General features: G+C 65.4%; 8 protein-coding genes. 1 reads left to right on the forward strand and 7 read right to left on the reverse strand.

What is annotated here, in order from left to right:
* Positions 1–35: 35 nt before the first annotated feature.
* The 7 genes from CSV86_RS22485 to prmA form a co-directional block, all read right to left on the reverse strand.
* The gene (locus tag CSV86_RS22485; protein WP_037060011.1) at positions 36–2813 is read right to left on the reverse strand and encodes a hybrid sensor histidine kinase/response regulator; all 2778 of its coding nucleotides are present in this window, start codon (positions 2811–2813) and stop codon (positions 36–38) included.
* 135 nt (positions 2814–2948) lie between these two features.
* Entirely contained in the window at positions 2949–4244 is a 1296-nt protein-coding gene (purD, locus tag CSV86_RS22490; protein WP_009398704.1) for a phosphoribosylamine--glycine ligase, read from the reverse strand.
* A gap of 108 nt (positions 4245–4352) precedes the next feature.
* Entirely contained in the window at positions 4353–5954 is a 1602-nt protein-coding gene (gene purH, locus CSV86_RS22495) for a bifunctional phosphoribosylaminoimidazolecarboxamide formyltransferase/IMP cyclohydrolase (protein WP_009398706.1), read from the reverse strand.
* Positions 5955–6032: 78 nt separating this feature from the next.
* Positions 6033–6353 (reverse strand): DNA-binding transcriptional regulator Fis, encoded by a 321-nt coding sequence (gene fis, locus CSV86_RS22500; RefSeq protein ID WP_003186237.1) that lies wholly within the window; start codon positions 6351–6353, stop codon positions 6033–6035.
* Positions 6350–7363: a tRNA dihydrouridine synthase DusB gene (gene dusB, locus CSV86_RS22505; RefSeq protein WP_009398710.1), complete on the reverse strand. Its 1014-nt coding sequence runs from the start codon at positions 7361–7363 to the stop codon at positions 6350–6352. The genes fis and dusB overlap by 4 nt, the downstream gene beginning before the upstream one ends.
* A gap of 175 nt (positions 7364–7538) precedes the next feature.
* Positions 7539–8816: a DUF3426 domain-containing protein gene (locus CSV86_RS22510; protein WP_009398712.1), complete on the reverse strand. Its 1278-nt coding sequence runs from the start codon at positions 8814–8816 to the stop codon at positions 7539–7541.
* Between the two features lie 40 nt (positions 8817–8856).
* Positions 8857–9735, reverse strand: a complete 879-nt coding sequence (gene prmA / locus CSV86_RS22515) for a 50S ribosomal protein L11 methyltransferase (protein ID WP_009398714.1) — start codon at positions 9733–9735, stop codon at positions 8857–8859.
* 160 nt (positions 9736–9895) lie between these two features.
* Here prmA and CSV86_RS22520 point away from each other — a divergent pair, with 160 nt between their 5' ends.
* Positions 9896–13840 (forward strand): hypothetical protein, encoded by a 3945-nt coding sequence (locus tag CSV86_RS22520; RefSeq protein WP_009398717.1) that lies wholly within the window; start codon positions 9896–9898, stop codon positions 13838–13840.
* The last annotated feature ends 115 nt before the right edge of the window (positions 13841–13955 follow it).

A 13955-nucleotide genomic window follows, 5' to 3' on the forward strand; every position in this document is an offset into this window, starting at 1 on the left:
CGGGGCTCGCGAAAGGGCAGAGGCGGGCAAGTGTATCAGTGTGACAGCGGCGCATCCGCCGGTGGGTGTGTCTGTTCGCGACGGGCCACCCAGTATTCGATCTGCTCGCGCAATTGCGACAGTTCCACCGGCTTGGACATGTGCCCGTCCATTCCCGCCTGGCGTGCACGCTCCTTGTGTTCGGCGAGGATGTGGGCGGTCAGTGCTACCACCGGCGTGTGCGGCCGCCCGCTCGCCGCCTCCCAGGCACGCAGTTGCTGGGTTGCCGAGAAACCGTCGAGTATCGGCATCTCGCAATCCATCAGCACCAGGTCGTATTGGCGGGCTTTCATCGCTTTCAGCGCTTCCTCGCCGTTGCTGGCGGTGTCCGGTTCGATGCTGAGCTTGCCGAGCATGCCGCGGATGACCTTGGTGGAGATGCTGTTGTCCTCGGCAACAAGGATGCGGAAATCCGCTGGCAATTCGATCGGCATCGGCTTGGGCGGCGGCGCCAGGCTCGGCGGCGGGGCCAGGCTGCGCTGGGCCAGTTCTTCGGCCAGGGTGGTCTTGAGGGTGTAGCCGGCCACCGGCTTGGCGAGGATCCGCTTGACCCCGGCATTGCGCGCGATGATCTTGCTCGGCGCGTTGCTAATGCCGGTGAGCATCACCAGCAGGATGTCGTGGTTGAGACTCGGGTCTTCCTTGATCTTCGCTGCCAGTTGCATGCCGGTCATGCCCGGCATGTTCTGGTCGAGCAGGACCGCGTCGAAGTAGTCGCGCAGGTGCGCCTTGGTGCGCAGCAGGGCCAGGGCTTCCTTGCCCGAGGGCACGGCACTGACGTTCATGCCCCAGGCGCCGCATTGCTGGACCAGGACCTTGCGGCAGGTGTCGTTGTCGTCCACTACCAGCACCCGCGCGCCACGCAGCGAGGCGTCCAGGTCGGTGGCCGGCTGTTCCAGGCGCTGGGCGTCGAGGGGCAGGGTCAGCCACAGGGTGTTGCCCTGGTTGTGGCTGGTCTTGATGCCGAATTCGCCATGCATCAGGTTGACCAGTTGCTTGGCGATGACCAGGCCGAGATGACCGCCCAGCTTGTTGCTGGAAAGGAAATGCTTGCTGTGCAGCTCGGCCTGTAGCAAGGCATCGCGCTCGGCGGCCTGCATGGCTTCGCCGTTGTCCTGTACGGCAATGCGCAGGCGCGGGCTGTCGCCGCGCTGGTCGAGGGCCACCACCAGAAGGATCTCGCCGTGGTCGGTCTTCTTCAGGGCGTTGTCCAGCAGGCTGAGCATGGCCTGGCGCAGGCGCGTCGGGTCGCCGCTGATGACCCGCGGCACCTGGGGCTGGGTGAAGCTGATCAGCTCGATGTTCTGCTGCTCGGCCTTGGCCCGGAAGATGCCCAGGCAGTCTTCGATCAGCGCATTGAGATCGAACTGCACGTCGTCCAGCTCGATCTGCCCGGACTCCAGCTTGGAGATGTCGAGGATCTCGTTGATCAGCGTCAGCAACTCGTTGCCGGCGCTGTGGATGGTTTGCACGTAGTCGCGCTGCTTGACCGACAACGGCGTGCCCAGGAGCAGTTCGGTCATGCCCAGCACGCCGTTCATCGGGGTACGGATTTCATGGCTGATCTTGGCCAGGAACTCGGCCTTGGCGTTGATCTCGGCGTTGCTCGCCGCCTGTTCGCGACTCGCGCTGACCCGTTGCTCGTTGATGCTGCGCAGGCGCTCGCTGACCGACAGGTTGAGCAGCAGGCCGCTGACCACGTTCAGGCCCAGGAGAATGAACATCAACCATTGGGTCGGTGTGCGGGTGAGGCCGAGCAGGGCCGGCAGCACCACCAGGCAGCCAAGATTGAAGATCAGCATGGCCAGGGCGAACAGCCGTGCCGGGGCGAAGCCCTTGTACCAATGCCACGCGGCGATGACCAGCATGCTCAGGCAGCCAAGGGCGACCAGGACATAGGTCATCAGGTTCAGCGGCAGGGTATCGACGAACAGCAGCAACAGGCCGCAGAACACCACCAGCAACATCTGGCCGTGCAGCAGGCGATTGACCGGTGACGGCCCCAGCGGGGCGAAGAAGCGCTGGGTAAAGGCCAGGCCGCAGAGGGTGGCGAGCATCACCGTAAGGTAGGCCGCCGGGGTCCGCGCGCTGTGCCAGAGACTCCACGGGCCGCTCAGGTTGAGCAGGATCAGGGCGCTGAGCAGCATCAGCAGATGGTAGCCGGCCAGCCACAGGCTGGTGGCCGAGCGCGAATAGGCAAAGCGGGCCAGGTTGTGCAGGACCAGCATGCCCAGGCAGCCGATCAGCAGGCCGAACAGTAGCGGCCGGCGCTGGTCGGCGGCGGCTTCGACGGCAGGCAGCAGGGTGATGCCAGGGCGCAACTGGTGTTCGGAAACCAGTCGCAGGTAGACGTCCAGGGCCACCGGGCTGGCGGGCAGGGACAGCAGGTGGTCGCTGCTGCCCAGGGTCAGCAGGCCGCTGTCGCTGCGCCGGCCGTCATGGCTTTGCTGGAGCAGGTTGTTGCCGTCCAGGACATAAAGATCCAGACGGGAAAGATCGGGGGCGAAGATGCGAATGACCTGTTCCTGCTGCCCGGGGGGCAGGCGCAGGTGCAGCCACAGGGCCTGGTTGGGCGCGGCGGCGTTGAGCTGGGCGGGTTCGATGGGGCTGAACTGGTTGCGGTAGCGCTCGGAGCGGATATCGCCAAGTTGCAGGTTGCCTTGGGTATCGAGCAGAACGGCCCAGCCGCTGCCGGAATCGGCGGACGCCGGTGGCAGGCAGAGCAGGGTCAGCAAGCTGACGACGATTCCAATGGCAGTCCTGAGCCAACGCACGAAATATCCCTTCCTAGCGTGATGCCGGTGCACAACTATGCGCGGCGTGCCAAGTCCAAGGCAAGGCCCCTGGCGGGGCCCTGCCGACCGGCCGCAAGGCGCGCCAGAGAGGCGCTGCGCCTGCGTGCCGACGGATTACTCCTGATGCTCGCCCCGCTCGCGGGCAATGGCACGGTAGCCAATGTCCTTGCGGTAGAAAGCGCCTTCCCAGTCGAGTTCCGCAGCCAGGCGATAAGCCTGCTGCTGGGCGGCCTCGACGGTATCACCCAGGGCGGTAGCGCAGAGCACGCGGCCGCCGCTGGTGACGACCTGGCCGTCCTTCAGTGCGGTACCGGCATGGAACACCTTGCCTTGCAGCGCGGCAGCGGCACCCAGGCCCTTGATCGGCGCGCCCTTGGCGTAATCACCAGGATAGCCGCCGGCCGCCAGGACGATGCCCAGGCTCGGACGCGGATCCCAGACCGCTTCGACCTTGTCCAGGGCCTTGGCCAGCGCGGCCTCGACCAGCAGCACCAGGCTCGACTCCAGGCGCAGCATCACCGGTTGGGTTTCCGGGTCGCCGAAGCGGCAGTTGAACTCGATGACCTTCGGGTTGCCGGCTTTGTCGATCATCAGGCCTGCATAAAGGAAGCCAGTGTAGACGTTGCCTTCGGCAGCCATGCCGCGCACGGTCGGGTAGATCACCTGGTCCATGACGCGCTGGTGCACCTCGGCGGTGACCACCGGCGCAGGGGAGTAGGCACCCATGCCGCCGGTGTTCGGGCCGGTATCGGCGTCGCCGACACGTTTGTGGTCCTGGCTGGTGGCCATTGGCAGCACGTTGGCGCCGTCGACCATGACGATGAAGCTGGCTTCCTCGCCGTCGAGGAATTCCTCGATGACCACGCGCGAGCCGGCTTCACCGAAGGCATTGCCGGCGAGCATGTCGCGCACGGCGTCTTCGGCTTCGGCCAGGGTCATGGCGACGATCACGCCCTTGCCGGCGGCCAGGCCGTCGGCCTTGATCACAATCGGTGCGCCTTTTTCGCGCAGGTAGGCCAGGGCCGGCTCGATCTCGGTGAAGTTCTGGTAGTCGGCGGTCGGAATCCTGTGGCGGGCCAGGAAGTCCTTGGTGAAGGCCTTCGAGCCTTCCAGCTGGGCGGCGCCGGCGGTCGGGCCGAAGCAGTCCAGGCCACGCTTGCGGAACAGATCGACGACACCGGCGACCAGTGGTGCCTCGGGGCCGACGATGGTCAGCGCGACGTTCTTCTCGGCGAAGTCGGCCAGTTGCTCCAGGGCCAGCACGTCGATAGCGACGTTCTCGCACTTGGCTTCGGTGGCGGTGCCGGCGTTGCCGGGGGCGACGAAGACTTTCTCGACCCGTTGGTCCTGGGCGACTTTCCAGGCCAGGGCGTGCTCACGGCCGCCGCTGCCGATGATCAAAACGTTCATGTGCAAACCTCGATGACGCTAATGCTGTTGGCTTTCATGGGAAAGGCCGGAGGGCAGGGTGTCTGCTCCGGCCTCATCGCTGGCAAGCCAGCTCCCACAGGGGGCGAATCAATGGCGGAAATGGCGCATTCCGGTGAAGACCATGGCGATGCCGGCTTCGTCGGCTGCTGCGATCACTTCGGCGTCGCGCATCGAGCCGCCTGGCTGGATCACGGCGGTAATGCCCACTTTCGCGGCATTGTCGATGCCGTCACGGAACGGGAAGAACGCATCCGAGGCCATGACCGCACCCTGCACCTGCAGGCCGGCGTGCTCGGCCTTGATCGCGGCGATGCGGGCGGAGTTGACGCGGCTCATCTGGCCGGCGCCGACGCCGATGGTCTGGCGGTTCTTGGCGTAGACGATGGCGTTGGACTTGACGAACTTGGCCACTTTCCAGGCGAAGATCAGGTCGTTGATTTCCTGCTCGCTCGGGGCGCGGCGGGTCACGACCTTGAGGTCGCCCTCGGTGATCATGCCGATATCGCGGCTCTGTACCAGCAGGCCGCCGGTGACGCGCTTGTAGTCCCAGGCAGCGGCACGTTCGGCCGACCATTCGCCGCAGGCCAGCAGGCGCACGTTGGCCTTGGCCGCGACCACGGCACGGGCTTCCTCGCTGACGCTCGGAGCGATGATGACCTCGACGAACTGGCGCTCGACGATGGCGCGGGCGGTTTCGCCGTCCAGCTCGCGGTTGAAGGCGATGATGCCGCCGAAGGCCGATTCGGTGTCGGTGGCGTAGGCCAGTTCGTAAGCCTGGCGGATGCCGCCTTCAGGGCTGACCGCAACGCCGCACGGGTTGGCGTGCTTGACGATGACGCAGGCCGGCTTGACGAAGCTCTTCACGCATTCCAGCGCAGCGTCGGTGTCGGCCACGTTGTTGTACGACAGTTCCTTGCCTTGCAGTTGCACGGCGGTGGCAATGCCGGCTTCCGACGGCTTGGCCTCGACATAGAACGCCGCGCTCTGGTGCGGGTTCTCGCCGTAGCGCATTTCCTGGGCCTTGATGAACTGGCTGTTGAAGGTGCGCGGGAACTCGCTGCGGCCTTCGGTACTCAGGGTTTCGGCGGCCTGGTTCACGGTGCCCATGTAGTTGGCGATCATGCCGTCGTAGGCTGCGGTGTGCTCGAATGCCTTGAGCATCAGGTCGAAGCGCTGGGCGTAGGTCAGGCCACCGGCCTTGAGGTTTTCCAGGACGCTGGCGTAGTCGCTGGCGTTGACCACGATGGCCACGTCCTTGTGGTTCTTCGCAGCGGAACGGACCATGGTCGGGCCGCCGATGTCGATGTTCTCGATGGCGGTCGGCAGGTCGCAGCCCGGCTTGGAGATGGTGGCTTCGAACGGGTACAGGTTGACGGCGACCAGGTCGATCGGCTTGATCCCGTGTTCCTGCATGATGGCGTCGTCGGTGCCGCGACGGCCGAGGATGCCACCGTGGATTTTCGGGTGCAGGGTCTTGACCCGGCCGTCCATCATTTCCGCGAAGCCGGTGTAGTCGGCGACTTCGACCGCGGCGATGCCGTTGTCCTGGAGCAGCTTGAAGGTGCCGCCGGTAGACAGGATCTCGACGCCCAGGCCTTGCAGCTCACGGGCGAATTCGATGATCCCGGTCTTGTCGGAAACGCTGATCAAGGCACGGCGGATCGGCAGGCGGGTAGTCTGGTCGGTCATTTCAGATTCCATAACGCGGTGGAGTCAGCAAAAAAGGCGACCTCACGAGGAGTCGCCTTTTCTGGTTGGGGTTCATGCTTACAACAGGTCGTACTGCTTGAGTTTCTTGCGCAAGGTGCCGCGGTTCAGTCCAAGCAGCTCGCTGGCCTTGGTCTGGTTGCCCTTGACGTAGTTCATCACGCTTTCGAGCAGGGGCGCCTCGACTTCCGAGAGCACCAGGTTGTACACGTCCGTGACGGCCGCGCCCTCGAGGTGGGCGAAGTAGTTGTGCAGCGCCTTCTCCACGCTTCCGCGAAGGGTCTGGCCCTCTTCGCTCGGGGTATTGAGGTGCTGTTTCAGGTTGACGTTGTCGCTCACGGGCGTTGTTCCACTCACTAAAGTCTCGGTCATCATCGTCATGCGGCCACCCCTTGTCCGTCCTCTGTCTCAAGGCTCTGTTCGCGTTCGCGGAAGAACTGGCGAACGTCGGCGCATTGCGCGTGCGTGTCTTCCAAACGATTGAACCGGGCACGGAATTCACGGGCTCCCGGTAACGTTGCCAGGTACCAGCCAACGTGCTTGCGGGCGATTCGCACGCCCATTACATCGCCGTAGAAGGCATGCAGCGCTGCCAGGTGTTGCAGCAGAATCCCTTCCACTTCGCCCAGCTGTGGCGCCGGCAAGGTTTCGCCGGTGCGCAGGTAATGCTCGATCTCGCGAAAGATCCAAGGTCGCCCCTGGGCGGCCCGACCGATCAGCAGGCCGTCGGCGCCGGTGCTGTCGAGTACCTGGCGGGCCTTCTGCGGCGAAGTGATGTCACCGTTGGCGAACACCGGGATCGACACCGCTTGCTTGATCATCGCGATGGTTTCGTACTCGGCTTCGCCGGTGTACAGGTCAGCGCGGGTCCGGCCATGCACGGCCAGGGCCTGGATCCCGGCCTGCTCGGCGATCTTCGCCACGGTCAGGCCGTTCTTGTTGTCCCGGTCCCAGCCGGTACGGATCTTCAGGGTCACCGGCACCTCCACCGCGGCGACCACCGCGTGGAGGATTTCACTGACCAGCGCTTCATCTTTCAATAAAGCAGAGCCTGCGGCCTTGTTGCAGACTTTTTTTGCCGGGCAGCCCATGTTGATGTCGATGATCTGGGCGCCCAGCTCGACGTTGGCACGTGCCGCCGCCGCGAGCATCTGCGCGTCGCCGCCGGCGATCTGTACCGAGCGTGGCTCGGGATCGCCTGCGTGGATCATGCGCAGGCGCGACTTGCGACTGTTCCACAGGCTCATGTCGCTGCTGACCATCTCGGACACCACCAGGCCAGCGCCCATTCGTCGGCAAAGCTGGCGAAAAGGCTGGTCCGTGACGCCGGCCATGGGGGCCAGGATCAGGTTGTTCTGCAGTTCGTAAGGGCCGATGCGTACCGCCGACATAGGAGTTCCCTGTTGTGGGGCCGGATCATTAGAGTTCGAAAAAGGGTGGGCATGATACCCGCTCTCGATGACCGGATAAAGATGAATCTGGATAAAATCTGAACAGTTACGACGCGAGGACGGGACGCGGGCAACCCGCCGCCGACGCCACAACACTGGCGCCGAAGGCCGGGAATCACTCGGGAGAGCGGAAGCTCAGGCTGTAGTTGACCGCTTTCGGGCCCGGATCGAGGATGTCCAGGGCGATGTGGATCGGCGTCTGGCTGGGCATCTCGTCCTTGCCCGCCAGCTCGCCGCCGAGATACTCGGCGGGCTTGAAGCGCCGGCTGGCGATCAACTGGCCGTTGAGGTCGGCGAAGCGCAGCTCCAGCAGAGGGAAAGGCTGGGAGAACGGCGCACGATTGTAGATGATCGCGTCCACTACCAATGCGCCCTTGAAGTCCGGATGGCTGCGTACCACCAGGTTGCTGCTCTTGATCCGGGCGATATCCACCTTGGACGGCACCTCGCATCCAAGGCTCGGGCACAGCTGCTGGAACCACGGACGGTATTGGTCCTGACGGGCCAACTCGTCGAAGTGATACCAGATGTACTGGCCCGCCAGGCCTGCGGCAGCCAGCAGGATCAACAGGCTCCACAGCAGTTTGCGGCCCAGGGTGCCCTGCGGTTTCTGCCAGTCGAGCTGGATCGGGTCGTCGACCAGATCGACCAGGGATTCCTTGCGTGGCGTACTGCCAGCCGGGGGCAGGGCGCCCAGTTCCGGCTCGCGACGGTCGCTGCTGTCCTGGCCTGCCTCTTCCGGCTCGTCGTCGCGGGCCGACAGGCCGGCGCCGCTGTCGAGAGGCTCGTCGCGCTCTTCTTCGATCGCCAGCGAGCGCACCGGCGGGGTGTCATCGGGCCCCGGCAGGTCCAGGGACAATGAAGGTTCGGTGCGGGCCTGCCGCTCCTCGACATCGTCACCCTCCGCTTCCAGCGGCGGTTCGTCGAGCGTCGGCGCCAGGGGATCGTGCTCCTCGGTGGTGGACAGGCCATCTTCCAGGCGCTCGTCGGGGTCGGCTTCGTCGCGCTTGGCGCTGAGGCTGTCGTCACGACGCGGGGAGGCATTGAACGACAGGCTCGGCTGGATCTCGCGCTGTTCCAGGCGGGCCAGTTCGCTGTCCAGGTCGAGCTGGTCCAGGTCGACCTCGCCCCAGGCCGGCAGCGCCGGGCCTTTTTCAGCGGGCACCGGATCGCTCGCGGGTGTCTCGATGGGCGGCGCGGCCGGTGCTGCCCCGGCAGGCGGCATCAGCACCGATTGCAGCGACGCGTTCTGCTCCAGCAATTGCTTGGCGGCATTGAAGACCTGCAGGCAGTTGCCGCAGCGCACGACCCCGCGGGCCACGCTCAACTGGTTGTGGCTGACGCGAAAGCTGGTCTGGCAATGCGGGCACTGGGTGACGAAACTGTCGGTCATGCGGAGATCCGGGGTGGGCTGAGGTGAAGTCTAGGTGCTGTTAGCGGCGGCGACCACTGATGCGAACCCAGCCATCGCGCACGACGATCGGGTCCAGATCGAAGTCCGCCGCGTAGGCCGCAGCCACTTCCTCGCCCTGCTCGGCAAGGATGCCCGAGAGCGCCAGCAGGCCGCCCGGGCGGACCAGGCCGCTGAGTTGCGGCGCCAGCGAGACCAGCGGGCCGGCGAGGATATTGGCGACCAGCACGTCGGCCTGCATCGCCGGCATCTGCTCCGGCAGGTACAGGTCGAAGTCAGCCTCGGCGATACCATTGCGCCCGGCGTTGTCGCGTGAGGCTTCGAGGGCCTGGACATCGATGTCGGTACCGGTGGCTCGGCGCGCGCCCAGCAGCAGGGCGGCGATGGCGAGGATGCCCGAGCCGCAGCCGAAGTCCAGCAGATTGACGCCCTTCAGGTCCTGGGCGTCCAGCCATTCCAGGCACAGGGCGGTGGTCGGGTGGGTGCCGGTGCCGAAGGCCAGGCCCGGGTCGAGCAGCAGGTTGACGGCGTCCGGCTCCGGCGCCGCGTGCCAGCTCGGCACGATCCACAGGCGCTGGCCGAAGCGCATGGGCTGGAAGTTGTCCATCCAGCTGCGCTCCCAATCCTGGTCGGCGATCACTTCTGCATGGTGCTCGGGCAGCTCGGCGCCGGTCAGCAGTTGCAGGTGCGCGAACACCGCCTCGGGCTCGGCATCGGCCTCGAACAGGGCCAGCAGGTGGGTATTGGACCACAACGGCGTGGTGTTCAGGTCCGGCTCGAAGATCGGCTGGTCTTCGGCGTCCATGAAGGTCACGGAAACCGCGCCCACTTCCAACAGGGCGTCTTCATAGGTTTCGGCCTGTTCCGGAGTGATGGCCAGACGAACTTGTAACCAGGGCATGGGGGTACCTTCACCAGGGGATTCAGCGCAGTGCTGCGAAAGCCCGCCAGTTTACGCCAGGCGCACGGCAAAGTGGATAACAACCCGGCTAACTATCTATCACCCCGTCGTGCCAAGGCTCGTGCAACCTGAGCTGCCTCATTCAACAAGGAGTCAGATGATGAGCATGAAGCTGGAGGATGGCGCGGCACGCTTGTCGCTGCTGCAACTGACACGCTGGGAGCTATGGATCGACGGTTTTTTTGACCGGCGGCCGTATTTCGCAGACTTCGCCCTTGAGCGGCTGATGGTTCACCTGCGTACCTATTACCCGGAAGGCGATATCGCGCCCGGCTTCCCCCAGGCGCTGCTGCGAGCATTGTTGCAGCGCCTGATCGACGGGCATTTGCCGGATTTCGACGCCGACCTGCACGGTCCCTTGCGCTGGCTCGCGCAAGCGGACCCGGAGGACACGCAGGAGGACTGGAACGAGCGCCAGCAGACCGTGGCGCAGATCATCGAAGGTGCGGCGACCGGTGTGCTGGAGGATTATTGCCAGGCATTGCGCCGGCAATGGACGCAGCGCCCCGCCGGCCTGGACGGTGCCAGTGCGGTGGGCGAGCGTTTCCTGGATCGACTGGAAGCGCATTGCTCGGCGCTGAAGACGCTGTTCTGTGCCGAAACCCTCAAGCGCTTCGATGGCGACAGCCTGCTGCAGTACATCCAGGACCTGGACGCCCGCTGGCGCTCGCTGTTCGACGGTACTGGCAGCGTGCCTGAGGCCGAGCGGCAGCAGATCGATGCGCTGGTGCGTGTAGCGCTTGGCGATTGGTTCGGCGCCCTGAGCGCTGAAGAGTTGGAAGTGCTGCGCCATTTCCAGCGCCACCATGGCCTGCTGCGCGAGCAGCTCAGGTTGTTGCTGTACGGAGTGGACTCCCTGGAAGCCCATGCCCGCCTGGCGATCATCGACTACTGCCGGCTTGCCCACGGCCTGGATATCGACCCCGACGAAATGCAGGTCCGCACCAGCGTGGAGCACCCCCGGTACCCGGTGGCACGCACCCTGCGTCTCGCCGCACTGGTGGCGGAAGGTCCCTTCGCCGCCAGCCCGGACAAGATCCGCACCCTGCTGCGCGATCCCGGCGCGCTCAACCAGGTACTGCCAGCCGGTTTCCTCGACGAGTTGCTGCTGAATGTCGATCCGCGCGCCGGTTATCACCAGGCACTGGCCGAGCGTTATGCCAATCCGGACGTGTTCTCGGCCCTGCTCGACCTGAACGACATGCGTCTCCAGCAGAGCGCTTTCATCGCGCGGTGCAAGGGCCACCTGGGGGCCGACAGCTATGCGCGGGTGCTGCGGGTGCGTGCCGGAAACGGTGTGGGGCGGGACGAGCCCGGTGACAAGGTTACCGGGGTCTCCCAGTTTCCCGATGAGCCGCTGGCACAACTGATGCTGTTCTATCACCAGGACGACGCTGGCCAGTTGTCCGGGCTGGTGTTGTATGCGCCCGGCAAGCCCGATGGCCAGGAATGGATAGAACTGGCCTCGCTGCGTGCCCTTGCCGTGGAGTTGGGGCAATGGCTGGCTGATGAGGCCGGAACCCGTTACCTGCTGGACCGGATCAACGTACGCGGGCAGCGCAAGGCCGAGCAGTTCTACGCCGGGGTGCGTGAGCGGCCGGATGCCTGGGACCTGACCCGCGACCATCGTGGCCCGCAGCATGGCTATGCCCAATGCTGCCGTTACCTGATCGAGCTGGGGCGGGACAACCATCTGGAGCAGGTCGCCTGGTACGAGGCGCCGCGTTGGTTCGCCGAGCTGACGCTGAAAGAGCGCCAAGTCATCGCCGGGCTCAACGAGGACCTGCGCCTGCTCGACCTGGCGATGCAGCAGCAGGTCTCCGAGCAGGAAAGCCTGCTGGCGTTTTCCCGGCGCACGGTCAAGGCGGCGATCGCCGATTACCTCCGTCAATGTGGGGTCACCGGTGAGGTCGACCCGGAAACCATCCTCTTCGATTTCTTCCCGGGGCTCATCGCCTCGGGAAAGACCACACGCACCCTGCTCGATCTGGCCATTTATGGCTATGACGACAATTGGGGCCTGGACAATCCGCGGATGCCGGTGCGCTCGTCCGTCGGCCAGGACCTGGGCAGGGTGCGCGCCGCCGAGCTGGTGGCTTATGTGCGCAGCGCCTATATCGGCCAGGCTTATGCGGACTCGATTCGTGCGCGGTTCCTCGACCCTGCCGATCCTGAATATGCCAAGAGGCGGGCCCTGCATTTCGCCCTGGCGCAGACCACCTTGCGGCGCGATGTGCATGCCACCCATGGCAAGCGAATGATCAATGACGGCGAGCGTGACTGGTTGCTCGAGGTCGTCGAGCAACTGGGCGAGGTGCGCGAGCCACAGGGCGAGTCGGCGGACAATATTGCCGGCAGCGGGCTGTTCCGCTTCACGCTCAACGGGCGCAGGAGCACCGGGTTGTATGTGTTCCGGCGTATCGTCGGTGGCGTGGCCCAGGACTGGCTGTATACGCCGCAGGCCCCCGACGGCCTGACCTTGCGCAAGTACCGGGGTTTCGTTGGTGCCGGCCGCGGTGCTTTGCACGACTGGTACCTGCAGCATGTGCGGTTCGTCGACCGGCCAGAGGTTTCCGAATGGCTGATGCAGCTGGCGAAGGGCGAGCGGACCCGCGACACCCTGCGCGAAGGCAACCGGATCGTCGACTTCAAGGCCGAGTACGACGCGTTCCTGGAGAGTCATGCCAGCGATATCGAGGCGGTGACCCGCAGTCGCCACGAGGTGATCGTCGAACAGGTGACCAAGGGCCTGTTATACGCGGCCTTTCCCCTGAGCCTGGCGTTTCCGCCGCTGGGCTTCGCCCTCGATGCCGTATTCATCGCCATCGGCAGCTACAAGGCGATCGCCAGTGATATCGCCGATGACGATTCGGCGGCACTGAATCACTGGGTGGGGGTGGCGATCGCCTTGTGGGGCATTGCCTTGCCGGGGGCCTGGGGAGCGCTGACCCATGCCTCGCGGGCGGGTCTGCGCAAGGCCAGCGAGGCTAGCCGCTGGACTCAGCTGACCGACCAGGCCCGGCCGGGTATCCGCCAGGGCGAGCGGGCGGCGGTCAGCGTCATGGACGAGCAACGAGCCTTGAGGAAGGTCCCGGACAACCTGCGCAGCATGGAGCGGGGCGGCATCTGGCGCGGGGTCTACAGCCGGGTCGGCGAAGACGGACGGGAAGCGTTCTACGTCAATGACCGCGGACGCTACTTCCAGGTGATCCACGACCCCGACCTGGATACCCTGCGTTTGCTCGATCCCCGCTACCCGCGGGCCCAGTACCGCGTGCCGATCCGCCTCGGGCCGGGCAACCGCTGGCAGTTCAACGAGCGGGTCGGACTGCGCGGCGGGGCGCCGAGCCAGTATCTCGGGCGAGTCTGGGACGTGGCGGATGCCTTTGCCGCGCGGACCAATCCACTGCCGCAACGTGGCGTCTTGCAGGGCGAGGGGCTGATCGCGCGGTTCAATCCGACGGGCAGCGACAATTACCTGTACTCGCTGAATATCGAGTCCTGCGTCGCGGTCTGCCTGTACAACCCGGCGACCCGAGGCGGGGCACTCATCCATGTCGACCACAATATTGGCCGGCTGGTTGAGGACGCACTGGATTCCGCCTTGCACGGCATTCGTCGTGGCGGGGAAGAAGGGCGGATCAGTGCGGTGCTGGTGGGCGGTGACTGGTTGTCCACGGCGTCGGATATCGGCGGACCGCTGCGTTCGGCCCTGGCGCGCCGGGGGATCCAGCCGCAGTGGGATCATTGGTCGTACTCGTCGTGCCTGGGCAATATCTACGGCGTACGGTTCGACCTGGCGGACGGCGCGACCAGCGTGTTTACCTCGACCCGGTCCAGTGTGCAGAAGGTGCTCGATCCGATCCTGCTGGAGGCTTCGCTGGGCGGCAGCAGCGATATCGCCGTGCGTGCCCGGCGCTTCATGCAGCGGTTCCGCCAGGAGGTGCTGGTGCAGCGGCGTGACGGGCAGGTCACCACCCTGGCCGGCCGGCCGGCGACAGCGCAGCAGATCGAGGCGCAGGCATTGCAATTAACCAACCTCTAGCAAGCGGCGCTGATCCCTGTGGGAGCTGGCTTGCCAGCGATGAGGCCGGCTTGGGCAGTGATGTTGTCTGGTCTGGCCTATCGCTGGCAAGCCAGCTCCCACAGGGTCCGTGTTG

Origin of the sequence: Pseudomonas bharatica CSV86 (assembly GCF_000319305.2) — a bacterium.
GTDB classification, from domain to species: Bacteria; Pseudomonadota; Gammaproteobacteria; order Pseudomonadales; family Pseudomonadaceae; genus Aquipseudomonas; species Aquipseudomonas bharatica.